Below are 23,175 nucleotides of genomic sequence, written 5' to 3'. Positions count from 1 at the left end.
TCGAGGTCAACGGGTAGAGACGCCCGGGTGATATTTCGGCAATCTGATGTTGACCTTGGTGCCCGCGCCGGTGCCGGTTTCGACGACCAGGCCGTACTCGTCGCCGTACACCTGGCGGAGCCGCTCGTCCACGTTCGCGAGCCCGACGCCGCCCGCGGAGGCGATGTCACCTGCCAGGATGCGGCGCAGCCGCTCGGGGTCCATGCCGAGCCCGTCGTCCTCGACGCTGATGCGGCACTCGGCTCCGGCGTCCTCGGCGACGATCGTGATGCGGCCGACGCCGTTGCGGCTCTCCAGGCCGTGCCGGACGGCGTTCTCGACCAGTGGCTGCAGGCACAGGAACGGCACCGCGACCGGCAGCACCTCGGGCGCGATGCGGAGCGTGACCTGCAGCTGGTCGCCGAACCTGGCCCGCTCCAAGATCAGGTAGCGGTCGATGGAGCGCAGCTCCTCGGCCAGCGTGGTGTACTCGCCGTGCCTGCGGAAGGAGTAGCGGGTGAAGTCGGCGAACTCCAGCAGCAGCTCCCTGGCCCTTTCCGGGTCGGTGCGCACGAAGGAGGCGATCGTGGTGAGCGAGTTGTAGATGAAGTGCGGCGAGATCTGCGCCCGCAGCGCCCGCACCTCGGCCTCCATGAGCAGCGTGCGCGAGCGGTCCAGCTCGGCCAGCTCCAGCTGCGAGTCCACCCATCCGGCCACCTCCTGGGCGGCCCTGACCAGCCCGGCCGAGGCGTCCTGGCCGTAGGCGGCCAGCGCGCCGACGACCCGGTCGTCGGTGGTGAGCGGCACCACCACGGCATGCCTGATCGGGCATTCGAGCAGGTCGCAGTCGATGGTCAGGACCTGCGTGCGGCCGTCCTTCAAGGTGGCCGCGGCATGGTCGAATGCCTGGTCGGCGTGGTGGTCGCCGGCGCCGTCGTAGACGAGCAGCCGTTCGCCGTCGGTGATCGCCAGCGCGGCCGAGCCCAGCAGGGCACGCAGGTGCCGCGAGGCCCGCTCGGCGCCGTCGGCGGTCAGCCCGGCCCGCAGCGGCGGGCCCGCCATCGAGGCGGTGTGCAGGGTCTCGAACGTGGCCCGCTCGGCCGGGCTCGTGCCCAGCTCGCGGCGGCCCCGCATGACCCGCCACAACACGATCGCGGGCACGCCGACGAGAACCGCGACCACGGCTACCCCGACCAGGTACTCCACGCCGACAGAGCCTAACTCAGAGGGCTTTCGCGATCACATCCCGGTACGACTCGGCCTCCTCGGCGGAGTCGTACTTCGTGCGCGGCCAGAAGAACCCGCGCAGCCCGTCCTTCTTGTTGCGCGGCACCACGTGGACGTGCAGGTGGGCCACGCTCTGGCTGACGCGGTTGTTCATGGCCACGAACGTGCCGCCCGCCTCGAGCCCCGTCTCCACCGCCCTGGCCATGGCCTGGACCCGCTCGAAGAACGGCCCGACGTCGGCGAGGTCGGCCAGCGTCTCCACGTGGACGCGGGGAACGACGAGCACGTGCCCCTTGAAGACCGGCCGAGCGTCGAGGAAGGAGACCGCCACCTCGTCGGAGCTCACCACATAAGCGGACCGCTCTCCGGCGATGATCTCGCAGAACAGGTCGTTGCTCACCGTCTGACCCTATCGGCGAAGGCCGTCCAGCTCGTCATGTTGGGCCCGGACCATTCGTCGGGGGCGTGCAGGAACCGCTCACCCACGCGCTCGCGCAGCCGCTCCGGCACCTCGGGCACCTTGGCGCCCCGGCAGTGGTAGACCAGTCCGCCGCCGCGCTGCCCCATCGCCATCCACGGCAACCACGGCGACACCCGGCACCAGGAGAACACGCACGGCACGTCGGCCACGCCCGAGTCCAGATCCTTCGCGGCGACGAAGAACTGGAACAACTCCAGCGCGCGGTACGTGTCACTGGCGGAGTTCGCCGGGTAGTCGGCCACCTTGAGCGGCGAGGGGTAGGCCAGCCGCACGTCGATATTGTAGACCACCTGCTCGCCCAGGCGCGTCTCCGGCACGGGGTAGGCGCCGAGCCGCTGGTTGACCGGGTCGTTGAAGACATGCTGCACCTCGACCGCCCGGCCCGTGAACGGGTTGTCCCACGTGTCGAGGACCTCACGCGTGCGCGGGTCGAGGTAGAGCGCGGCCTCCCTGGTCAGCAACTGCCATCCACCGTCGGCCTCGACGGCCCTGGCCACGTTGATCCCTTCGAACCCGAACAGGTGGTGCGGGCCGTCGTCGTCCTGCCAGCCGTACACGTCGCCGGTCCAGTACGAGATCGTCTCCGCCCCGTCGGCGGAGGCGCGTACCCGAATGAAGTCCATGATCCGCAGGTTACTTCACGGTCACCGCGAAGATCGCCTCGCCGGACTGCCGTCTGCTCTCCTCGGTGGTCGGTGTCCGGTCCTGGCCGCAACGCCAGCAGTTGAACAACCTGACCTCGGTCGTGCCCGGCCGCTTGGCGTTGAAGACGAAGTAGGTCGTGCCGCCGGATCCGGGGCCGCCGCCCTCGCTCTCGCGCTCCTCGCTGATGTACGACGCCACCTTCGTGTCCGGCACCTCCACCAGCGACCAGTCGTCACCCACGGACGGGTTGTCGGCGACGGCCAGCGAGAACCGCTGCCCTGGCCGCAGCTCGACCTGCACGGTCGTGCCCTTGGCGCCCTTGACCACCGTGCCGTAGTCGCTCACCGCCGTCCCACCCCCGCATCCCGCGACGGCCAGCAGGGCGAGCCAGGCGGCCGCTCGAAGACTCATTCCGGCAGGCTATCGGCCCCCGGCGGATCGCGGGGCACCGCGTACGGCTCCTTTCCGGCCTGGCCGGCGGCGATGCGGCGCTCCCTCATCAACTCGGCGTCCAGCTCCGCGCCGAACAACAACGCCATGTTCGACAACCACAGCCAGATGAGGAACACCACCACCGCGGCGAGGGCGCCGTACGTGCGGCTGTAGTTGCCGAAGGAGGTCACATACAGGGCGAACCCGGCGGAGACCACCACCCACAACACGACCGCGAGCACGCTCCCCGGCGTGATCCAGCGCACGCCGGGCTGGCGCACGTTGGGCGCCGCCCAGTACAGCAGCATGATCAGCCCGGCGGCGACGAGCACCATCAACGGCCACTTGAGCACGTTCCAGGTGACCACCACCGCGTCGCCCAGGCCCAGGGCGTCGCCCACCGCGTGGGCCAGGTCGCCGGTGAGCGTCACCGCGATCGCGCCGACCGCCAGCAGGACGGTGGCCAGCACGGTGAGGCCTATCCGCAGCGGGGTCACCTTCCAGAACGGGCGGCCCTCCTCGATGTCGTAGATCGCGTTGCCGGCCCTGATGAAGGCCGCGACATAACCGGAGGCCGACCAGAGGGCCAGCAACAGCCCGGCGACCGCCACGACGCTCGCCACGCGGCCGCCGCCCTGAGCCGCGGCCGCGCCGCGCACGATCAGGTCCCGCACCTCGGGCGGCACCAGCACCACGAGGTTGCCGACCAGCGCGGCCGCGTCTTCCCTGCCGAGCAGCCCGAACACCGCCACCAGCACGATCAGCGCCGGGAAGACGGACAACACCGCGTAATAGGTGAGGCCGGCCGCCAAGTCCTGGATACGGTCGTCCCTGAACTCGGCGACCGTCCGCTTCAGCACGTTCCACCAGGCGCGGCGGGGCAGCTCGGCCGGTCCTTCGGGGACTGCTCGGGGGGACAACGCCTTACTTGCCCTTGCGGCGCCTCACGAGGCGGCGCAGGACGAAAGCGGCCACTGCGCCGGCGGCGGCGATGAGCAGCACGGGCCGCTTCTTCGCCTCCTCGGCGGCGTCGCCGGCCGTGCTCTTCACGGTCTCGGCGGCATCGGCCGCCTTGGTCTTCACGGTCTCGGCCGCATCGGCCGCCTTGCCCTTGGCGGTCTCGGCCGCCTCGGTCGCCTTGCCCTTGGCGGTCTCGGCCGCGTTGCTCGCCCGGCCTTTCAGGTCGGCCTTGTCGGCCAGCGCGCTGACCGTCTCGCCTAGTTCCTGCCGCGTTTCCTTGATGTCCTTACGCACGTCGCCCTCTTCCTCATCGTCGTCGGGGTCCCCGTGCGTCCGCTGCAGCGACTCCTCCTCGGTACGCAGGCTTTCCGTTGCCTCGGATCGTTCGTCGCGGATGGGGGATTCCGGGATGAATGTCTCGTGTTCCTCGCGGGCGGCCTCCGCCCGCCGTGCGTTCTCGGCCGCGCCGGGCCTCGTCGGGGGCACGTTGATGGACTCGCGCTCGGTCGGCGTGCCTACCCTCGCTCTGCGGGCGCCGACGTCACCTGCGTGATGCTCGCTGTCGTATCCGGGGTCGGTCTCGCTCATCGCCGTGCCCTCTCCTTGACCATGTCGATATCGGCCTTGACGCTCGCGATGGTCTCTTCTGGGACCAGCGGCGCGGCGCGTTTCACCTGGTTCTTACCGATCAGGCCGAGCACGGCGGCGACGACGAACAGAGCGCCCGCCACGATCGCGGCAGCCGCCCACCCGGGCATGACCAGAGCGAGGAGCAAGACGGCGGCGGCCACGAGTGTGGCGCCGCCGAGGAACGCGACCGTGCCGGCCGCGCCGAACAGGCCCGCGCCGAAGCCCGCGCGCTTGCCTTTCTCCGTGAGTTCCATCCTGGCCAGGCGGAACTCGTCCTTGACGAGCCTGGAGACCTGCTCGGAGAGATCGTTGACCAGCTTGTGGGTGTCGTTCACGACGCACGCCTCCTCTCCTGAGGAAGGCGACTACCCAGCCGCATGGCCTTCTATCACGCGCTATCTGCGCTTGGCGCCCTTGAGCAGGAAACCGAGAACCGAAAGCACGGGGTCCTTCGGCACGTCGCACCAGCTGTCCGGCTGCCGCGGCTTGCTCCACGGGGACGGGAGCTCGCACGGCGGCGCCTGCGGCTTCGGCCGTTCACACCACGATCCGGGAGGGTTCATACCTTCATGCTAACTCTCGGATTTCTCGCAGAGGAGGTGGATGAGCGGGGCAACTCCTCGGTAGGGGTCGGTCCTGCCCGCCCGGTCCTCGGCCGTCAGCAGGTCGTCGAGGGTGTCGGGGATGGGAGCGTCGTCCGGAACGGCGTCGCTGAGCACGCGCACGCCGTACCACTCCCGCCTCTCCAGTCCCAGTTCGGCGAGCCGCCCGGTGAGCTCCTCCAGCCGGTCGGCCCTGGCCGCGACGCCGAGCCTGTTGACGTACCGCGTGTCGTCGAACGCCAGCCGCGCCTCGCGCCAGTCGCCCATCAGCGCAGGCCGCAGGGCCAGGGCGTCGCCGTTGCGGACGAGCAGTGAGAGCAGGCCGCCGGGGGCGAGCACGCGGGCCATGGCGGCGATGAGCGGGCCGGGGTCGTCGAAGTACATCAGCACGCCGTGGCACAGGACCACGTCGAAGCTCGCCGGCTCGGACAGCTCCCCCAGCCTCTCGGCCTTGGCCTGGATGGCCCGGACCCGCATGCCCGGCTCGATCCGGGACTCGAGGAGGTCCAGCAGCTCGCGGGAGGCGTCGAGGGCGGTCACCTCGTCTCCTCTGGCGGCCAGCCTGAGTGCCTGCGTGCCCTGACCGCAGCCGACGTCGAGGACCCGTCGCGGTGGCGGCGGGAGGTGCTCGGCGAGCTGTCTGGTGACGAGCTCCTGTCTGACCACGTCACGCAGCGTCCCCAGCCGCGCCCGCCACTTGCTCTCCGCCCCCGAGAACCCCATGTGAGGATCCTAGCCGGGCCTGATCTTCGGTCGTCGGAGGTAACCTGCCGTGGTGCTGGTACACGGGGTTTGGGCGGCCGACGGGCTCGCCTTCTGGGCGGAGAACGGCGACGACGCCTCTGCGGCGCCCGCCCCGGACCCGGCCCGCGCGCGGCGGGGCGGTGAGCCGCGCCCGCATCCGTTCGCCGTGCCCGCCTCGGGCGTCGCGGCCGTGCTCGGGCTCGACGACGTGCCGGAGCGGACGCTGGAGTTGTTGCTGCCCGGCTCGGTCAAGGAGCCGCTGCCGTCACCGGAGACCGGCCGGCTGTCTGAGGTCGCCCGGCCGCGGCTGCGTCTGTGGCAGGTCCCGGCGGTCGTGCCGCCGGCCGCGGTGGCGCTGCGCGTGCCGGCCGGCCACACCGGCACCGCCACCATGCGCCACTGGGCCGCCGTCGCCGACTTCGCCCGCGACCTGGTACGCCGCGGCCGCGTCATCCCCCAGCTCATACCTCCCGCGACCGGTCATGCCGGCGGTTCCAGGGACATGTGGGCGGCTCCCGAGGCCGATGCGCGAGCCGTCTGGCGGCCCGTGGTCACCGGAGCGGACGCCGGATACTTCCGGGAGCTGGCGCTGGCCATGCCGCCCGTGTGCCGTACGTCCCGCACCGAGCGCCCCTCCGCCGGCGTGCTCCGCGAAGCACTCGACGCCTTCACCGACGCGCTCGTCCGCCAGACCCTCACCGACCCCCTCGTCGCCCGCCCCAGAACCCTCCAGGACCGCTGGCTCGCGGCGCTGACCGGCGACGACCCCGCCTGCCCCGACGTGCCCGAGCTGCGCGGGGAGCTGGAGAAGTGGCACGACGCCGCGACGGCGGCCGAGGGCGCGGCGCGGGTGTGCTTCCGGCTGCTGGAGCCGGAGGACACCGACGACTGGCGGGTGGAGCTGGCGCTGCAGGCCGCCGACGACCCGAGCCTCTACGTCCCCGCCGCGGAGGTGTGGAGCGGCGCCCGGGTGCCCGGCCTGCCCCCGGTCCCGGAACGCGAGCTCCTGACCGGGCTGGGCCGCGCGGTCCGGCTCTACCCGGAGCTGGACCGCGCCCTGCGCGTGCCGGAGCCGAGCGAGCTGGCGCTGGACACGGCGGGGGCGTTCGGGTTCCTGCGGCAGGCTGCGCCGTTGTTGCAGGCGGCCGGGTTCGGGGTGCAGCTGCCCCGCTGGGCCGGACGCACCAAGCTCGGCCTCAAGCTGACCACCAGGACCAAGGCGCAGACCGCGGCCGTGAGCCAGGGGTTCGGGATGCGGCAGCTGGTCGACTTCCGCATCGACCTGGCGGTGGGCGACGAGACGATCAGCGAGGCGGAGCTGGCCGAGCTGGCCAGGCTCAAGGTGCCGCTGGTCCGGGTGCGCGGCCAGTGGGTGGAGCTGGACGACAGGCAGCTGAAGGCGGCGCTCAGGGCCGTGGAGGGCGACCGCGCGGGGGAGGCGACGGCGGCCGACATTCTCCGGCACGTCGTGGAAGGCGACGACGAGCTGCCGCTGCTGGAGATCGACGCCGACGGCGTGCTCGGCGACCTGCTGTCCGGCCAGGCCGAGCGGCGGCTCGAACCGCTGAAGACCCCGGCCGGCCTGGACGCCATGCTCCGGCCGTACCAGGAACGCGGCCTGGCGTGGCTGAGCTTCCTGTCGGAGCTGGGCCTCGGCGGGGTGCTGGCCGACGACATGGGGCTGGGCAAGACGATCACCACGCTGGCCCTGCTCGTCCACGAGCGGTCGGACGTGCCGACGCTGCTGGTGTGCCCGATGTCGCTGGTGGGGAACTGGCAGCGGGAGGCGGCCAGGTTCGCGCCGGGGCTGCGGGTTTACGTGCACCACGGCAGCGGCCGCGACGCCGCCGAGATCGAGCGCGCCGACCTGGTGATCACCACGTACGGCACCGCGCAACGCGACCTGGAGATACTCAAACAGCACGAATGGCGCAGGGTCGTGTGCGACGAGGCCCAAGCGATCAAGAACAGCGGGACGCTGCAGGCCCAGGCCGTGCGGTCGATCCCGGCGCCGTCCAGGCTGGCCCTGACGGGCACCCCGGTCGAGAACCACCTCGCCGAGCTCTGGTCGATCATGGAGTTCGCCAACCCGGGGCTGCTGGGATCGCGATCGCGGTTCAGGACCAGGTTCCAGGAGCCGATCGAGGCGCGCCAGGACGAGCAGGCCGCCCGGGCGCTCAAACGGGCGACGGGCCCGTTCATCCTCCGCCGCCTCAAGACCGACAAATCCATCATCTCGGATCTGCCGGAGAAGCTGGAGGTCAAGGAGTGGTGCCCGCTCACGCCCGAGCAGGCCTCGCTCTACCAGGCGGTCGTGGACGACATGCTGGCCAAGATCGACGACAGCGAGGGCATCGAGCGGCGCGGCCTGGTGCTGGCGACCATGGCCAAGCTCAAGCAGGTCTGCAACCATCCAGCCCACCTGCTCAAGGACGGCTCCCGGCTGGCGGGGCGGTCGGGCAAGCTCGCCCGGCTCGAGCAGCTGGCCGAGGAGATCCTGGCGGAGGGCGAGAAGGCGCTGCTCTTCACGCAGTACGCCGAGTTCGGGACGATGCTGCAGCCGTACCTGGCCCAACGGCTGGACCGTCCGGTCCTGTGGCTGCACGGCGGGCTGCCGAAGAAGACCCGCGACCGGCTGGTCGAGCGGTTCCAGCAGGACCCGGAGCCGATGTTGTTCGTGTTGTCGCTCAAGGCGGCCGGCGTCGGGCTCAACCTGACGGCCGCCAACCACGTCGTGCACGTGGACCGCTGGTGGAACCCGGCCGTCGAGGACCAGGCCACCGACCGCGCCTTCCGCATCGGGCAGCGCAAGAACGTCCAGGTACGCAAGCTGATCTGCGCGGGCACCCTGGAGGAACGCGTGGACGAGATGATCGAGCGCAAGAAGGCGCTGGCCGAGCGGGTCGTCGGCACCGGCGAGGAGTGGCTCACGGACCTGTCGACCGACGAGTTGCGCGAGGTGTTCCGCCTGACCGCGGAGGGGGTGAGCTGACCATGGCGTGGTTCGACGGCGGCAAGCCGATCAAGGTGGACGGCGGCATCAGGGCCCGCACGCAACGCGGCACGATCGGCTCGACCTGGTGGTCCAGGCGGTTCATCGACATCCTGGAGCGCATCTGCGACAAGGGGCGGCTCTCGCGCGGCCGGGCCTACGCCCGCCAGGGCCAGGTCGTGTCGATCGATCTGTCCGCGGGCGAGGTCAGGGCGGCCGTGCAGGGCTCGCGGCGCACCCCGTACGAGATCGTGATCAGGATCGAGGCGTACGCCGAGAGCCGGTGGGCCGCGCTCGAGGAGGCCATCGCGGCGCAGGCCGTCTACCGCGCCAAGCTGCTGGCCGGGGAGATGCCGGTCGAGATCGAGGAGCTGTTCGCCGCGATGGGGGTCGATCTGTTCCCGCGCGACCTGGACATGGACTGCTCGTGCCCGGACTGGGGATTCCCGTGCAAGCACCTGTCGGCGGTGCTCTACCTGCTGGCCGAGTCGTTCGACGACGACCCGTTCCTGGTGCTGGCCTGGCGGGGGCGTACCCGCGAGCAGTTGCTCGGGTCCCTGGCCGGCGAGACCGTGGAGGAGTTGCGGGTGGAGGACGTGCCGTTCGCCGACCGGCTGGCCGACTTCTACGCCCCTGGGGCCACGGCGCGCCGCCCGGAGCGCCGCCCCGCGGCCGCCGCCCCTGACCTGCTGCTCCGAGTCTTCCCGCCGCCCGGTGATCTGGCGCGAGTGCTCGGACCGGCGTACCGGGAGCTGGGTTAGCGGTCCTCGAACGAGGCGGGCACCATGACGCGCACGCCGTTGGGGACCACGCGGAGCCGGATCGGGGTGCGCAGCCGCACCTCGCCGTCCACGTCGGCGGCCATCGGCGGGTCCGTCTCCAGGTACATCTCCCGCCCGACCACGAACGGCCCTCCCGCCAGGCTGCGCCAGCGGCCGGTGGTCGCCCTGATCAGGGTCTCGCCGAGCAGCCGCAGCTTCTTGCCCGAGCCGAGCTGGTAGGCCACCAGCAGGCCGTTGTCGATGCTGATGTCCTTGGCCACCTGCCAGCCGCCGTGGAAGCGGCCGTTGGCGATGTTGAGCTGGTGGGTGAGCAGCTCGTGGCGCTGCCCCTCCACCGTGATGTACGCCCGGAACGGCTTGTGGTTGGGCAGGATCGTCAGCGCCGTCAGCGGGTAGGCGGGCCGGCCCACGATGCGCTTGAGCCACGGCTTGACCTTGCCCGCCACCTCCACCGACACGCCGAAGCTGGCCAGGTTGGCGAACTCCCGGTCGCCTGCCATGCCCAAGTCGATGTCGGCCACCTTGCCGGTGGCGAACACCCTGATCGCCCCGGCCAGGTCGAGCGGCAGACCGAGGCTGCGGGCGAAGTTGTTGGTGGTGCCGAGCGGCAGCACGCCGAGCGCCACGTCGCGGTGCGCCACGTGGCGCACGGCCGAGGAGAGCGTGCCGTCGCCGCCGCCCACGATGAGCAGGTCGGGCTTGGTCGCCAGGGCGGTGTCGAGCAGGTCGCGCAGCTTCTTGGGGTTGTAGACCGACAGCTCGGCCAGCGGCTCGAACCCGAGGTTGTGGATCTGCTCGATCACCTCGAAGTAGTGGCGGCGGCCCCGGCGCGAGCGAGTGTTCACCACCACGGCCACCCGGCGATCCCTCAAGATCGCCTCGGTGTGCTCGGTCTTGGTGCGCAGTTCGCTCATGGTCATCAATCGTAGGGCCGCCGGGAACCCCCGGCGGCCCGTTGATTTACTTCTTAGGCGGTACAACCTGAACAATGGCGCCCAGGTTGCCAGGAAGGGGGCTCAGCAGCTTGAACTGCACCCCCAGCGCCTTGCCCTCGTCGCCGGGGTTGCCGGTGCCGAGCACGGATCCGGCGGCCACCTGGCCGTACAGCTCCGTGGCGGGGGTGCCGTCCGCGTGCACCACGCGGGTGGTGTACGTCTGGTCACCCTTGGACGGCACGACCACCGAGGCGTCGAAGTCCCGGTAGGCGAGCGCGCCGTTGAGCACCTCGAGGCCCGGGTACCAGGTCTTGGCGTCGGTGAAGTGCGAGACACCCTTCTGCGCGGGGAAGTCCGTGCAGTACTCGCTGAACGGCTCAGCCGGCGCCTCCAGGCACTCCTTGAACGGGTACGTCTTGCCGAACCCGAACGCGGCGTTGGACGTCTGCACCCGCCCCTGGAGGTTCTTGTTGGCCGTCGGGTCCTTCTCGGCCGCGGTCCCGGTGCGGCGCAGCGGCTCGTAGTGCGAGTCCACGACCAGCAGGCTGCCCTTGGGACCGAGGCTCGGCGGGAGCCTCAGGGTGCTGCCGAGGTTGTTGTTGATGAACGTCGAGTCGCGGTACCACACCAGCAGTCCGGGCGCGTTGTACTTCAGCTTCTGCACCTTCCACGCCCCGTCGCGGAGGTAGTCGGTGTCGTAGGTGTACTGCAACCCCTTGTCGAAGCCGTCGAAGTTGCGCCATTCGGCTAGGTAGAACCGGGAGATCTCGCGCTCGCCGTTGTTGCGGGTCCAGCCCTGGCCGCTGGTGTTGGTGAACGTGCCGCCGACGGCCTTCCACCCGTTGTCGCCGCCCTCGACGTCGTCGCTCCACACGGCGGTGCCGCCGTTGGTGAGCTGGAAGTCGTCGGCGTGCCAGCCGCGCTCCTGGAAGGCGGCGTCGGTGTTGAAGGCCAGCCGCAGCTTGATCGTCTGCCCGGCGAACGGCGTGAGGTTCACGTAGTCGTGCCGCCAGCCGCCGCTGTCACCGGTGAGGCCGTACTTCTTGTTGCCGAAGGCCTTGAGGTTCTTGTTGGGGTCCGGGTAGTCGTCAGGCGTGCTGACCTCGTTGCCGGCCTCGTCGTAGATCTTCTGCTGGGCCCACGTCTCGCCGCCGTCGGTGGAGACCTCGACGAAGCCGAAGTCCCAGTCCTGCTCGATCACATAGTTGTTCCACATCCACAACTTGAGATCGGTGCCGGCGGGGACGGGCAGGTCGCGGGTCAGCGTGAGGTTGGCCCAGTCTTGGTCCAGGCCGCTCCACCAGGCGTTCGAGCCGCTGTGGACGTCGATCATCTTCTGTGGCGCGGAGGCCAGGTTCACGCGGACGCCGTCCTCGGTGAGCCTGGGTGTGCGCGAGGACTGGCCGACCGTGACGAGCCTGGAGGCGTCACCGGGGTTGAACGTCTTCGGGTTCGCCCAGCCGAGCACCCACTTGTCCCACAGGCCCATGTGGGTCGGCATGGACTGGAAGATCGGGCCGGAGTGGGAGCCGCTGGACATCAGGTCCCAGAAGTCCACCGCGGAGCTGGCCTGGCCCGAGGTGTCGTACAGGTCGGGCAGGCCCAGGTCGTGACCGTACTCGTGGGCGAAGACGCCGACGCCGGAGTCCTCGGGCTGCACGATGTAGTTGGAGATCTTCTTGTCGGTGCCGGGGACCTTGTAGCCGCCGGCGACCGCGCTGGAGTGGGCCCAGATGGCGTAGGTGCCCTCGGCGCCGCCGTCGGAGGACTTGTCCTTGCCGGCGTGCACGAGCACCAGGTGGTCGATGACGCCGTCGGGCTCCTGGTGGTTGCCGTCGCCGTCGGCGTCGGAGATGTCCTCGACGTCGTAGTCGGCCCACGGGAAGTCCGGCTGGGTCTGGGCGAGCGTGGTCACCGAGTCGATGGCCAGCTGCTGGGCGCCGAGCGGGTTGTCGGGGTGGCCCGACATGTCCTGGGGCGCGCCGCCGCAGGCCGCGGCGCCGTACCAGGCCTCGGAGTGCGGGACCTTGATCCAGCCGACCGCCGAGCCGGTGACGGAGTAGGCGCCCTTCGACATCTCCTCGTACATCTTCTTCATCGTGAAGCCGGAGATGTCGATGCCGGGCTTGCCGTCGCGCGGGTCCTTCAGGTCGGGGCGGACCCGCTCGGTGATGCCCTTGTCGGTGTAGAGCATCTTGTTGAAGTGCTCGGGGCTGAAGTCCTTGACCCAGAAGGAGTTGTTGTCCTTCTGCGGGAGCGTCGCCGGGTCAGGGATGTTGTTGTGCAGGGGGCCGTTCATGAGCGTGCCCGGGGGCTCGACCAGGCAGTCGTCCGGCCCGCTGTTGACCGTACGCAGCCGGTTGAAGCCGGAGAAGTCGTCGTTGGCCTGCTCGTTGAACTCGACCAGGAGGGTCAGGAGCTTGGCGGTGCGGGTCTGCTTGGAGTTCTTGAAGATCCAGTCAGCCGGGTTGCGGCCGGTCCTGATGGCCTCGTTCTCGCGGGCGGCGAGAATGCGGCCGGCGGCCGGGTTGCCGCTGGAGAACTTCCTGTCGAACTTCTGCGCCGGGGTGAGCGAACGCGCGTTCACCCCGGTCGGACGCGGCTCCTCCGGGTCGTCCCCGACCGCGGGCGGCGCGTAGTTGATGTAGAAGTCCGAGACCGCGGGCTCGTAATGCGCGACGGACGCCGCTTGAGCGCTGGGCACGGACAGGGCGGCGCCAAGGAGGGCGATCGCCGGGAAGGCTGCTAATAAGCGCTTCGTGCTGGGCACCAGGAACCCTCTCTGCCCGGGATCGCCGGGCGCATGGCCATAGGGTGTGCAATGCCGGACGCTAGAGCGTCAATCAACCGATCGTAAAGTACGTTGTTGAAACGTGATCAAACTACGACAATCAGCTCATCAATCGCGCGGCCATCACGCCGCCCGCGATCGCGCCGCCGTAGCAGATCACCGCGATCACCAGGTCGAACCTGGCGATGCCGAGCAGCTCCTCACTGGTGAACCTGATCCGGTGCGCCGCGTGGAACAGGCACAACACCACGACCACCAGCAGCGCGAGTCGCACGAGCGCGTGATCCACCAGCGCGCGCAGGTGCTCGGCGGTGGGCCAGTCCACCACGCCGAGCGGCATGAGCACCCCGAACAGCAGCACGAGCACGGGCAGCACGAGCGCGGCCACCACTCCCCCGCCGCTGAACAACAACCACAGGTACGGCTCCGGCGTGCGCTTCATGGCGACCTCAGGACGAAGTAGGCGATCACTGCGGAGACCAGCACCCAGAGCGAATGATTGCCGCCCTGGATCATCCAGGCGGGCACCCGCCAGCCGTCCAGCCTGACGACGGTGGCCTTGGGCGCGAGGTTGAGGAACGTGATGGCGTGGAAGCAGGTCGCGGCGAGGGCGACCACGTTGATCGCGATCATCCACGGCTGCCCGGCCAGCGCGGCGAACTCCGGCAGGCGCCCGCCGAGGACCGCGTCGAGGAACATCAGCAGGAAGACGATCGTCCAGGCCACGAAGACGCTGGTCAGCTCGCGCAGGACGAAGATCGTGTAGCTGCGGGTGCGGGCGAACCACAGATTGTCGCGGCGCGGCCGGTACGTGGCCGTCATCGCCTGCTCCAGGGCAGCACCGAACGCATGGCGGCGGTCAGCTTGTAACGCTGGATGGCCTCGGCCGGGTCCACGTGCTTGGGGCAGACCTTGGTGCACTCGCCGACGAACGTGCACCCCCACACGGCCTCGTCCTGATTGAGCACGTCGAACCGGTCGTCCATGTCCCGCGAGTCCAGGTTGTAGCGCTGGGCGAGCGCGATGGCGGCCGGGCCGAGGAAGTCGGGGTCGAGCACGTAGACCGGGCACGCCGAGTAACACAGCAGGCAGTTGATGCACATGCTGTACTGCTTGTACGCCTCCAGCTGCGCGGGCGTCTGGGCGTACTCGGTGCTCAGCGGCAGCTCCTCGCCCTCCCTGACCAGCCAGGGCCGCACGGACGACAGCTTGGCCAGGAAGTCGTCGATGTCCACGACCAGGTCCTTGATCACTGGGAAGCCCTTGAGCGGTTCGATCCGCACGGGCCCCCCGCCGAACTCGGACAGGAAGGTGCCGCAGGTCAGGCGCGGCTCGCCGTTGACGTTCATGCCGCAGGAGCCGCACACGCCCATCCGGCACGACCAGCGGTAGGTGAGGCTGCCGTCGAGGTGGTCCTTGACGTAGTTGAGCCCGTCCAGCACGGCCCAGTCGGCCATGAGCGGCACGTCGTACGGCTGGAAGGCCGGCGCATCGTCCTCACCGGGCCGGTAACGCGCGACCTCCAGCCGGATGGTCGTCGACGCCGCCCGCTCGATGGCTTCCTTCGTCTCAGGCGCGCTCATTGGTTCCTCCACCCTCCTCATTCGCTCCGCAGGTCGCTTGCTTCACGGCACCCCCACTCCGCTCACTACGTCGGGTTCAGTCACGGCCGTAGACCCTTTCTCCCGGCGGCCAGCGGGTGATCGTCACGGGGAGCAGGGTGACCGACGGGGTGCCGTCGGGGGCGCGGTGCACCAGCGAGTGCGCCAGGTAGTTCGCGTCGTCCCTGGCCGCGAAGTCGGTGCGCTGGTGCGCACCGCGCGACTCCTGCCTGTTCAGCGCGCAGGCCACGATCGTCTGCGCGACGTCCAGCATGGTGTGCAGCTCCTGCAGGTTGATCAGCTCGGTGTTGAAGGCGGCCCCGGTGTCGTCGAAACACACCTCGTCGGCGCGTTGGCGCAGCTCCGCGAGCGTGTCGACGGCCTTGGCCAGCACGTCGCCGTTGCGGTAGATGCCGGCCGCGCCCTCCAGCGTGTGCTGCATCTGCTCACGCAGGTCGGCGACGTGCTCGCCGGTCCTCCTGCCCTCCCGCGCGCGCTCCAAGCGCCGCCGCTCGTCGTCGCCCTGGCTGCGGACGGCCGCCGCCTCGCCGTCCCGGTGGGACAGGGCGAACTCGGCGGCGGCGGTCCCGGCGCGGCGGCCGAAGACCAGGCACTCGGGCAGCGAGTTCGAGCCCAGCCGGTTGGCGCCGTTGATGCTCACGCAGGCGGTCTCGCCGGCCGCGTACAGGCCGGCGACGGGGGTGGCGCCGTCGATGTCGGTGTGGACGCCGCCCATCATGTAGTGCACGACCGGGCGCACCGGGATGAGGTCGGTGGCCGGGTCGAGGTTCTGGTAGCTCCTGCACAGCTCGCGCACGAACGGGATCCGGGTGTCGATCTTGCCTTCGCCGAGGTGGCGCAGGTCCAGGTAGACGACCGGTCCGTACGGGGTGTCGACGGTGCGGCCCTTCTCCTGCTCGTGCACGAACGCCTGGGAGAGCCGGTCGCGCGGGCCGAGCTCCATGCTGCGCAGCTTGGGCGTGGGCGTGGGTTTGCCGAGGTCGTAGTCCTGCAGGTAGCGGTAGCCGTCCTTGTTGATCAGCCAGCCGCCCTCCGCCCTGGCCGCCTCGGTGATGAGGATGCCGGTGAAGGGCAGGCCGGTCGGGTGGTACTGGACGAACTCCATGTCCTTCAGCGGCGCGCCGGCGTGGTAGGCCAGGGCCATGCCGTCGCCGGTCTTGATGGCGGCGTTCGTGGTGAAGGGGAAGACCCGGCCGCAGCCGCCGGTGGCCAGGATGACGGTCCTGGCGGGGATGGTCTCGATGCGGCCGGTTCTGATCTCCACTGCCACGACGCCGTGGACGCGGCCGTCGTCGACGACGAGCTTGGTGACGAACCACTCGTCGTACCTGATGATGTCCTGATATTTCAGGGTTGTTTGGAACAGGGTGTGCAGCAGGTGGAAGCCGGTCTTGTCGGCGGCGTACCACGTGCGCATCTTCTTCATGCCGCCGAACGGCCGGACGGCCACGCGGCCGTCCGGCTCGCGGCTCCACGGGCAGCCCCAGTGCTCGAGCTGCATCAGCTCGCGCGGCGCCTCGTACACGAACGCCTCGACCGCGTCCTGGTCGGGCAGCCAGTCGCCGCCGGAGATCGTGTCGTAGCAGTGCTCATCGAGGGTGTCGTCGAGGCCGATCACCCCCGCCGCGCCGCCCTCGGCGGAGACGGTGTGGCTGCGCATCGGGTAGACCTTCGACACGACCGCCACCTTCAGCGACGGGTCCAGCTCGGCGACCGCGATGGCCGCGCGCAGGCCCGCCCCGCCTCCCCCGACGATCAGCACGTCGATCATTGATGCCTCAGCTCCCGTGGTCGGGTTGGATCGGGTCCTTCACCCGCTTGCCGTCGTGGCGGATGGCGGACAGATGGATGCTTCCGTCGTGGTACTCGTGGCGGATCCGGCGGCAGCCGCAGTCGAAGAACTGGTCACGGATCAGCAGGCCGTAGCCGTCGTCGTCGACGAGGCGCTGACCTCCGGACTTCTTTCCGCAGGGGGCCGTCTCGGGGTCGAAGGGGATCTTCGTGCCTGTCATCGCCGATCTCCTTAGATAGGCGAAACGTCATCTCCACACAAGCACCGCGATCTGGTTCGGGAAAGGTCAGTCGGATGTGTCCTGGCGACGCGGGACCTCAGGATTTTCGCGCCCCTCGACCTCATCGACCGCCTCGCCCTCCTCCACCGCCGAGGGCCGCTCCTCCAATTCCCGCGGGTAGTGCAGGTCGAAGGCGGGCCGCTCGGAGCGGATGGGCGGAATGCTGGTGAAGTTGTGCCGGGGCGGCGGGCAGGAGGTGGCCCACTCCAGGGAGTTGCCGTACCCCCACGGGTCGTCCAGCGTGACCTTGGGAGCGCGCCTGGTGGTCTTGAACACGTTGTAGAGGAACGGCAGCGTGGAGGCGCCGAGCAGGAACGCGCCGACGGACGAGACCTGGTTGAGCCAGGTGAAACCGTCGGCCGCGCCGTAGTCGGCGTAACGCCTGGGCATGCCGAGCTGCCCCAGCCAGTGCTGCACCAGGAACGTGGTGTGGAAGCCGATGAACAACGTCCAGAAGTGCACCTTGCCGAGCCGGTCGTCGAGCATCCTGCCGGTCATCTTCGGCCACCAGAAGTAGAACCCGGCGAACATGGCGAACACGACCGTCCCGAACACCACGTAGTGGAAGTGGGCGACCACGAAGTAGGTGTCGCTGATGTGGAAGTCGAGCGGCGGCGAGGCCAGGATGACGCCTGTCAGCCCGCCGAGCAGGAACGTCACGAGGAAACCCACGGCGAACAACATCGGCGACTCGAACGACAGATGCCCGCGCCACATGGTGCCGATCCAGTTGAAGAACTTCACCCCGGTCGGCACCGCGATGAGGAACGTCATGAACGAGAAGAACGGCAACAGCACCTGGCCGGTCGGGAACATGTGGTGCGCCCACACCGTCATCGACAGCCCGGCGATCGCGATCGTGGCGCCGACCAGCCCCATGTAGCCGAAGATCGGCTTACGGCTGAACACCGGGATCACCTCGGTGATGATCCCGAAGAACGGCAGCGCGATGATGTACACCTCGGGATGGCCGAAGAACCAGAACAGGTGCTGCCAGAGCAGCGGCCCGCCGTTGTCGCTCACGAAGACCTGCGTGCCCAGCTTGCGGTCCGACTCGAGCACCAGCAGCGCCGCCGCCAGCACCGGGAACGCCATCAGCACGAGCATGCTGGTGAGCAGCACGTTCCAGGTGAACAGCGGCATGCGGAACATGGTCATCCCCGGCGCCCGCATGCCGATGATCGTGGTGATGAAGTTGACCGCGCCGAGGATCGTGCCGAGCCCCGACAGCGCCAGCCCCATGATCCACAGGTCGGCGCCGATCTGCGGCGAGAAGACCGCCGACGACAGCGGCGTGTACGCGAACCACCCGAAGTCGGCCGCCCCGCCCGGCGTGAAGAACCCGGCCACCACCATCAGCCCGCCGAACAGGAACAACCAGTACGCCACCGCGTTCAGCCGGGGGAAGGCGACGTCCGGCGCGCCGATCTGCAGCGGCATCACCACGTTGGCGAACCCGGCGAACAGCGGCGTGGCGAACAGCAGCAACATCACCGTTCCGTGAATGGTGAAGAGCTGGTTGTACTGCAGCTGGCTGACGAGCTGCATGCCGGGCGCGACCAGCTCGGCCCGGATGATCATCGCCATGATCCCGGCCACGAGGAAGAACCCGAACGAGGTGATCAGATAGAGGTATCCGATGACCTTGTGGTCGGTCGTCGACAACCAGGAGGCGATGACGGTCCCGGTACGGCGGCGCCGGACCTGCTCGATCGAGGGCTCGCGAACGGTCGTCACGGCTGCTCCCTCCAGTGCGGAGTTGGGCCTGCCCCGATCTACCCATTCCACGCCAACCGCAGCCGCTCGGGAAGTCGTTCTTTGACATTGACCGCCCATGTTTTTGCTCGTCGCTTGTCCCACATCCCGGATGAGGGCCGGAGCGTCCGGTGGGTTCTTCTATCCTGGCGGTCTGGGACCGATTCCGAGGAGAGATCTCTGTGACCGCTCAGCGTGACTACGCCGCCCTCGTCCAGCGAGGGCTCTCGCTCGACCTCACCAGGGGCAAGCCGTCGCCGCGCCAGCTCGACCTCTCCAACGACATGCTCAAACTGCCGTCGTCCTACAAGGCGGCCGACGGCACCGACGGCCGCAACTACGGCAACCTGCAGGGCCTCACCGAGCTGCGCGCCCTGTTCGCGCCGCTGATCCAGGTGCCCGCCGAGCAGCTCGTCGTGGGCGGCAACGCCAGCCTGGCACTCATGCACGACACGGTGGTGCACGCGCTGCTGTCCAAGGTCCCCGGGGCCGAGCGGCGCTGGATCGAGGAGCCGGAGATCACGTTCCTGTGCCCGGTGCCCGGCTATGACCGGCATTTCACGATCTGCGAGCGGTTCGGGATCACGATGGTCCCCGTCCCGATGAACGCCGGCGGCCCCGACATGGACGTCGTCGAGCGCCTCGTGGCCACCGACGCGAGCGTCAAGGGCATGTGGTGCGTGCCGAAGTACAGCAACCCGTCCGGCATCGTCTACAGCGACGAGACCGTCCGCAGGCTGGCCACCATGCCCACCGCCGCCTCCGATTTCCGGATTTTCTGGGACAACGCCTACGCGGTGCACCACCTCACCGACACCCCGGCCGAGCTGGCCGACCTGCTGGCGCTCGCCACCGCGCACGGCAACGCCGACCGGGTGTTCGTCTACGCCTCCACGTCCAAGGTGACGCTGGCCGGGGCCGGCGTGTCGTTCTTCGGCTCCTCACCGGCGAACGTCGAGTGGTTCCTGCACAACACCGCCAAGCAGTCCATCGGCCCCGACAAGATCAACCAGCTGCGCCACGTGGAGTTCCTGCGCGACCCTGCGGGCGTTGCTCTCCACATGCTCCGCCACGCCGACCTGATCGGGCCGAAGTTCGAGCTGGTGGACAAGGTGCTGACCGAGCAGCTCGGCGGCCTGGCGAGCTGGACGAGCCCCAAGGGCGGCTACTTCATCAGCCTGGAGGTGCCGCACGCGGCCGAGGTGGTGGCCAAGGCCAAGGCCGCGGGCATCGCGCTGACGCCCGCCGGCGCCACGCACCCCTACGGCAAGGACCCGGACGACCGCACGATCAGGATCGCGCCGACGTACCCGGATCTTGACGAGCTCGAGCAGGCCATCAACGGCCTGGCCGTGTGCGTGCGCCTGGTCGCCGAGGAGCGCGGCTGACCGCCTAGCGGCCCGTTCTGAAGCCGAAGATGTAGTCGCGCGTCTCGCTCGGGTGGAACGAGACGCCGACCTCCGGCTCGAAGACGACGTTGTCGCGGGCGCAGTAGTAAAGGCCCTCCCAGACGGCCAGGGCCTTCTCCCTGGCCGGGGCCTCGACGTTGTCGCGTCTGCGCGCGCCGTACGAGCCGAGCACGTTCAGCAGCCCGAACCCCCAGAACAGGCCCGTCAGGCAGAACGGCGCGAGCAGCACCTCGCCCCACTGCGAGTCCTGCCCCATCGCGATCACCAGTGACACGACCAGGTGGACCAGTGCCGCCGCGCACAACATGATGTAGCCCTGGTTCCTGGCCCACGGGGTGTAGTGGCGGCTGGGGAACGACATCCAGACCGCGAGCTGCGTGCGGCTCATCACGTGCTTGGACGCGCCAAGCGTCGCGGCGGTGGGCAGGTCGGCGACCTCCCGCGTGCCCGGCAACCTGACCCGCCCGATCTTGTACGTGGTCCCCGCGGCGACCGCTCCGGGGACCGCGACGACCTGGTCAGTCCTCGAACACACCGGGCACCTGACTTCCACCTGGGCAGTTTGTCCCTAAGGAGCACTCTGCGCAAACCATAAGCTGCATCATGTGAGACCGATTGATGCCTTGGTGAACGCCTTGCCCGATGGCCGCGTGCTGACCGACCCCGACGTGATCGACTCCTATGCCCGTGACCGGACGTTCCTGGAGCCCGGCAAACCGCTCGGTGCGGTGCTGGCGACCTCCCGCGACGACGTGGTGACGACGATGAAGTGGGCGAGCGAGCACCAGGTGCCGGTGGTGCCGCGCGGCGGGGGCACCGGCCTGGCGGGCGCGTCCGTCGCCGGAGACGGCGCGATCATCCTGTCGCTGGCCAAGATGACCGCGATCAGAGAGCTCTCCCCCGCCGACGAGATCGCCGTCGTCGAGCCCGGCGTCATCACCGCCGACCTGGACAGGGCCGCCAGGGAACACGGCCTCATGTACGCGCCGGACCCGTCCTCGTACCAGATCTCCACGATCGGCGGGAACCTGGCGACCAACGCCGGCGGGCTGCGGTGCGTGAAGTACGGCGTGACCCGCGACTCGGCGCTCGGCCTCGAGGTCGTGCTGGCCGACGGCCGCGTGCTGAACACCGGCCGCCGCACCATGAAGGGCGTCACCGGCTACGACCTGACCGGCCTGTTCGTCGGCTCGGAAGGCACGCTGGGCGTGATCACCGCCGCCACGGTGCGGCTGCGGCGGGCCCCGGCCGGGCCGCCGGCGACGTTCGCGGCCGAGTTCGGCTCGCTCAGGGACGCGGGCGCCGCCGTGTCGGCGATCATGGCGGCCGGTTGCCAGCCGTCGCTCATGGAGCTCCTCGACCGGGCCACCCTCGAGGCCATCAACGACCTGCGGAACTTCGGGCTGGAGGCCGGCACGACGGCCATGCTCATCGGCCAGTCCGACGCGTCCGACGGGCAGGCGGTGGCCGAGCGCATGGAGCGGATCTGCATGGAGAACGGCGCCTCGTTCGTGGCCGTCTCCTCCAGCCCGCAGGAGACCGAGGAGCTGATCGGGCTGCGCAGGATGGCGTACGACGCCAAGGAGCGGCTCGGGGCGTGCCTGGTGGAGGACGTCTGCGTGCCGCGGTCGGTGTTGCCCGACATGATCACCGCGATCGAGGCGGCGGCGGCCCGGCACGGGGTCCGGATCTGCACGGTCGCGCACGCCGGGGACGGCAACCTGCACCCGGTCTTCATCTTCGACCGCGGATCGGCGGAGCCGCCCGCCGAGGTGTGGGCGGCGGCGGACGACATCTTCACGCACGCGCTGGAGCTGGGCGGCACGCTCACCGGGGAGCACGGCGTGGGGCTGCTCAAGCAGCGCTGGCTGGCGATGGAGGCGGGCCCGGTGGCCGCCGAGGTCCAGCGCGGAATCAAGGCCGTCTTCGACCCCCTGGGCATCCTCAACCCCGGTAAGGCCATCTGAGCCGCCCTTGACCAAGCCGTGACCTTGGGCGTCGCCACGCACCCCGACCTGCGACGAAACGCTGACGTGCGACGTCAGAACATGAACCTTCTGACACATCCGGCAGACGTCCCAATGGTCACGCTGGTAGCGTTTTGCCTCATCTATTGGGTTGTGATGGGGGTCCGACGTGAATCAGTTCCAGCCGTTGGCGGCGGACGACCCGCGACGGCTGGGGGCGTTCGACATCGTCGCCCGGCTCGGCGAGGGCGGCCAAGGGGTTGTCTACCTGGGCAAGAACGACTCCGGGGAACAGGTCGCGGTCAAGCTGCTGCACCACGCCCTGGTGGCCGATGCCGACGCCAGGACCCGGTTCCTGCGCGAGGTGGCGGTGGCGCAGCGGGTGGCCAGGTTCTGCACCGCCCCCGTGCTCCACGCCGACCTGGACGGCAGCCGACCGTACATCGTGAGCGAGTACGTCCCCGGCCCCTCCCTGCGTGAGCTGGTCATCAACGAGGGGCCGCGGCGGGGCGCGGCGCTGGAACGGCTCGCGATCAGCACGGCCACCGCGCTCGCCGCCATCCACCGCGCGGGGATCCTGCATCGCGACTTCAAGCCCGCCAACGTGCTCATGGGGCCCGAGGGGCCCGTCGTGATCGACTTCGGTATCGCGCGTGCCCTGGACTCTCCCGGCGCCACGGCCACGGGGATGGCGATGGGGACGCCGTCGTACCTGGCGCCGGAGCAGCTGAGCGGCGCCGCCGTGTCGGAGGCGGCCGACGTGTTCGCCTGGGGCGTCACGATGGTGTACGCCGCGACCGGCAAGCCCGCGTTCGGCGCGGACTCCATTCCGGTGGTGATGAACCGGATCCTGAACGAGGAGCCGGAGATCGGGGGGATGGAGGGCGAGCTGGGCGACCTGGTGGCCGCCTGTCTCTCCAAGGACCCCACCCAACGGCCCAGCGCCGACGGTCTCATCCTCCGCCTCACCGGCCAGCCGGTGCCGACGTCGGCGATCGAGCCGGTGACGGGACAGCAGCTCGGCGCCGCGACCGCCGCGCAGACTGGCGGCACCTCTCAGCCCGGCTCCGGGTCACAGACCGGTGCCGCCCAGCCTGGCCCCGGCCAGGACGCTTACCCCGGCCCCTGGACGCAGCCCACAGGCCCTCAG

Annotated in this window: 23 protein-coding genes; 5 read left to right on the top strand and 18 right to left on the bottom strand. The window is 69.8% G+C overall.

Features of this window, described 5'->3' with window-relative positions:
- Positions 1-6 precede the first annotated feature (6 nt).
- The 9 genes from ETD86_RS20650 to ETD86_RS20615 are packed head-to-tail and all read right to left on the bottom strand — an operon-like array spanning position 7 to position 5,679.
- Positions 7-1,185 (bottom strand): sensor histidine kinase, encoded by a 1,179-nt coding sequence (locus ETD86_RS20650; protein ID WP_138667789.1) that lies wholly within the window; start codon positions 1,183-1,185, stop codon positions 7-9.
- A gap of 16 nt (positions 1,186-1,201) precedes the next feature.
- Positions 1,202-1,606, bottom strand: a complete 405-nt coding sequence (locus ETD86_RS20645) for an HIT family protein (protein WP_138667788.1) — start codon at positions 1,604-1,606, stop codon at positions 1,202-1,204.
- Positions 1,603-2,310, bottom strand: a complete 708-nt coding sequence (locus tag ETD86_RS20640) for a DUF1838 family protein (RefSeq protein WP_138667787.1) — start codon at positions 2,308-2,310, stop codon at positions 1,603-1,605. The genes ETD86_RS20645 and ETD86_RS20640 overlap by 4 nt, the downstream gene beginning before the upstream one ends.
- 10 nt (positions 2,311-2,320) lie before the next feature.
- The gene (locus ETD86_RS20635; protein WP_138667786.1) at positions 2,321-2,743 is read right to left on the bottom strand and encodes a protease inhibitor I42 family protein; all 423 of its coding nucleotides are present in this window, start codon (positions 2,741-2,743) and stop codon (positions 2,321-2,323) included.
- Positions 2,740-3,684 (bottom strand): YihY/virulence factor BrkB family protein, encoded by a 945-nt coding sequence (locus tag ETD86_RS20630; RefSeq protein ID WP_138667785.1) that lies wholly within the window; start codon positions 3,682-3,684, stop codon positions 2,740-2,742. Before ETD86_RS20630 ends, ETD86_RS20635 begins: the two co-directional genes overlap by 4 nt.
- A 4-nt stretch (positions 3,685-3,688) precedes the next feature.
- Positions 3,689-4,312 (bottom strand): DUF3618 domain-containing protein, encoded by a 624-nt coding sequence (locus ETD86_RS20625; RefSeq protein WP_138667784.1) that lies wholly within the window; start codon positions 4,310-4,312, stop codon positions 3,689-3,691.
- Complete coding sequence (locus ETD86_RS20620; RefSeq protein ID WP_138667783.1) at positions 4,309-4,689, bottom strand: phage holin family protein; 381 nt, start codon at positions 4,687-4,689, stop codon at positions 4,309-4,311. Before ETD86_RS20620 ends, ETD86_RS20625 begins: the two co-directional genes overlap by 4 nt.
- A 60-nt stretch (positions 4,690-4,749) precedes the next feature.
- Positions 4,750-4,917, bottom strand: coding sequence for a hypothetical protein (locus tag ETD86_RS55275; protein ID WP_170223178.1), 168 nt, complete (start codon positions 4,915-4,917; stop codon positions 4,750-4,752).
- Between the two features lie 9 nt (positions 4,918-4,926).
- Positions 4,927-5,679: a class I SAM-dependent methyltransferase gene (locus ETD86_RS20615; protein WP_211370194.1), complete on the bottom strand. Its 753-nt coding sequence runs from the start codon at positions 5,677-5,679 to the stop codon at positions 4,927-4,929.
- Between the two features lie 49 nt (positions 5,680-5,728).
- On the opposite strand from ETD86_RS20615, the gene ETD86_RS20610 reads away from it, so the two are divergent.
- Positions 5,729-8,692 (top strand): DEAD/DEAH box helicase, encoded by a 2,964-nt coding sequence (locus ETD86_RS20610; RefSeq protein WP_138667782.1) that lies wholly within the window; start codon positions 5,729-5,731, stop codon positions 8,690-8,692.
- Positions 8,693-8,694: 2 nt separating this feature from the next.
- On the top strand, positions 8,695-9,453 hold the full coding sequence (locus ETD86_RS20605; protein WP_138667781.1) for an SWIM zinc finger family protein: 759 nt from the start codon (positions 8,695-8,697) through the stop codon (positions 9,451-9,453).
- On the opposite strand, the gene ETD86_RS20600 is transcribed toward ETD86_RS20605, so the two are convergent.
- From ETD86_RS20600 to ctaD, 8 genes are all read right to left on the bottom strand, one after another.
- Positions 9,450-10,388: a diacylglycerol/lipid kinase family protein gene (locus tag ETD86_RS20600; RefSeq protein ID WP_138667780.1), complete on the bottom strand. Its 939-nt coding sequence runs from the start codon at positions 10,386-10,388 to the stop codon at positions 9,450-9,452. The genes ETD86_RS20605 and ETD86_RS20600 overlap by 4 nt on opposite strands.
- Before the next feature lie 46 nt (positions 10,389-10,434).
- Complete coding sequence (locus ETD86_RS20595) at positions 10,435-13,179, bottom strand: immune inhibitor A domain-containing protein (protein WP_246148040.1); 2,745 nt, start codon at positions 13,177-13,179, stop codon at positions 10,435-10,437.
- A gap of 121 nt (positions 13,180-13,300) precedes the next feature.
- The gene (gene frdD / locus ETD86_RS20590; RefSeq protein ID WP_138667778.1) at positions 13,301-13,642 is read right to left on the bottom strand and encodes a fumarate reductase subunit FrdD; all 342 of its coding nucleotides are present in this window, start codon (positions 13,640-13,642) and stop codon (positions 13,301-13,303) included.
- A complete protein-coding gene (locus tag ETD86_RS20585; protein WP_138667777.1) occupies positions 13,639-14,022 on the bottom strand; it encodes a succinate dehydrogenase/fumarate reductase transmembrane subunit in 384 nt (127 codons plus the stop codon). The genes frdD and ETD86_RS20585 overlap by 4 nt, the downstream gene beginning before the upstream one ends.
- Positions 14,019-14,783, bottom strand: a complete 765-nt coding sequence (sdhB, locus tag ETD86_RS20580) for a succinate dehydrogenase iron-sulfur subunit (RefSeq protein ID WP_138667776.1) — start codon at positions 14,781-14,783, stop codon at positions 14,019-14,021. Before sdhB ends, ETD86_RS20585 begins: the two co-directional genes overlap by 4 nt.
- A gap of 76 nt (positions 14,784-14,859) precedes the next feature.
- The gene (gene frdA, locus ETD86_RS20575; protein ID WP_138667775.1) at positions 14,860-16,593 is read right to left on the bottom strand and encodes a fumarate reductase (quinol) flavoprotein subunit; all 1,734 of its coding nucleotides are present in this window, start codon (positions 16,591-16,593) and stop codon (positions 14,860-14,862) included.
- Positions 16,594-16,600: 7 nt separating this feature from the next.
- Positions 16,601-16,834 (bottom strand): hypothetical protein, encoded by a 234-nt coding sequence (locus tag ETD86_RS20570; protein WP_138667774.1) that lies wholly within the window; start codon positions 16,832-16,834, stop codon positions 16,601-16,603.
- Positions 16,835-16,900: 66 nt separating this feature from the next.
- Complete coding sequence (gene ctaD / locus ETD86_RS20565; protein WP_246148039.1) at positions 16,901-18,631, bottom strand: aa3-type cytochrome oxidase subunit I; 1,731 nt, start codon at positions 18,629-18,631, stop codon at positions 16,901-16,903.
- A gap of 200 nt (positions 18,632-18,831) precedes the next feature.
- Here ctaD and ETD86_RS20560 point away from each other — a divergent pair, with 200 nt between their 5' ends.
- Positions 18,832-20,037 (top strand): aspartate aminotransferase type Ic, encoded by a 1,206-nt coding sequence (locus ETD86_RS20560; protein ID WP_138667773.1) that lies wholly within the window; start codon positions 18,832-18,834, stop codon positions 20,035-20,037.
- Positions 20,038-20,041: 4 nt separating this feature from the next.
- Here the strand turns inward: ETD86_RS20560 and ETD86_RS20555 are convergent, their stop codons facing one another.
- Positions 20,042-20,593: a hypothetical protein gene (locus ETD86_RS20555; RefSeq protein WP_138667772.1), complete on the bottom strand. Its 552-nt coding sequence runs from the start codon at positions 20,591-20,593 to the stop codon at positions 20,042-20,044.
- A gap of 70 nt (positions 20,594-20,663) precedes the next feature.
- Between ETD86_RS20555 and ETD86_RS20550 the strand changes: the two genes are divergently transcribed.
- Both ETD86_RS20550 and ETD86_RS20545 read left to right on the top strand, forming a co-directional pair.
- On the top strand, positions 20,664-22,025 hold the full coding sequence (locus tag ETD86_RS20550) for an FAD-binding oxidoreductase (protein WP_246148038.1): 1,362 nt from the start codon (positions 20,664-20,666) through the stop codon (positions 22,023-22,025).
- A 169-nt stretch (positions 22,026-22,194) separates the two neighbouring features.
- The coding region (locus tag ETD86_RS20545) for a serine/threonine-protein kinase (protein WP_246148037.1) at positions 22,195-23,175 on the top strand (981 nt) is incomplete at its 3' end.

Source organism: Nonomuraea turkmeniaca, assembly GCF_005889735.1.
In the GTDB taxonomy this organism is placed as follows: Bacteria; Actinomycetota; Actinomycetes; order Streptosporangiales; family Streptosporangiaceae; genus Nonomuraea; species Nonomuraea turkmeniaca.
The sequence above is the reverse complement of the archived record's forward strand: the minus strand, read 5'-3'. Positions and strand labels throughout refer to the sequence as shown.

What these genes read in the sequence shown, in the direction of transcription:
- sdhB (WP_138667776.1), bottom strand. Translation starts at nt 14,783, where the DNA reads ATGAGCGCGCCTGAGACGAAGGAAGCCATCGAGCGGGCGGCGTCGACG.
- frdA (WP_138667775.1), bottom strand. Translation starts at nt 16,593, where the DNA reads ATGATCGACGTGCTGATCGTCGGGGGAGGCGGGGCGGGCCTGCGCGCG.
- ETD86_RS20640 (WP_138667787.1), bottom strand. Translation starts at nt 2,310, where the DNA reads ATGGACTTCATTCGGGTACGCGCCTCCGCCGACGGGGCGGAGACGATC.
- ETD86_RS20600 (WP_138667780.1), bottom strand. Translation starts at nt 10,388, where the DNA reads ATGAGCGAACTGCGCACCAAGACCGAGCACACCGAGGCGATCTTGAGG.
- ETD86_RS55275 (WP_170223178.1), bottom strand. Translation starts at nt 4,917, where the DNA reads ATGAACCCTCCCGGATCGTGGTGTGAACGGCCGAAGCCGCAGGCGCCG.
- ETD86_RS20635 (WP_138667786.1), bottom strand. Translation starts at nt 2,743, where the DNA reads ATGAGTCTTCGAGCGGCCGCCTGGCTCGCCCTGCTGGCCGTCGCGGGA.
- ETD86_RS20625 (WP_138667784.1), bottom strand. Translation starts at nt 4,312, where the DNA reads ATGAGCGAGACCGACCCCGGATACGACAGCGAGCATCACGCAGGTGAC.
- frdD (WP_138667778.1), bottom strand. Translation starts at nt 13,642, where the DNA reads ATGAAGCGCACGCCGGAGCCGTACCTGTGGTTGTTGTTCAGCGGCGGG.
- ETD86_RS20605 (WP_138667781.1), top strand. Translation starts at nt 8,695, where the DNA reads ATGGCGTGGTTCGACGGCGGCAAGCCGATCAAGGTGGACGGCGGCATC.
- ETD86_RS20615 (WP_211370194.1), bottom strand. Translation starts at nt 5,679, where the DNA reads ATGGGGTTCTCGGGGGCGGAGAGCAAGTGGCGGGCGCGGCTGGGGACG.
- ETD86_RS20585 (WP_138667777.1), bottom strand. Translation starts at nt 14,022, where the DNA reads ATGACGGCCACGTACCGGCCGCGCCGCGACAATCTGTGGTTCGCCCGC.
- ETD86_RS20570 (WP_138667774.1), bottom strand. Translation starts at nt 16,834, where the DNA reads ATGACAGGCACGAAGATCCCCTTCGACCCCGAGACGGCCCCCTGCGGA.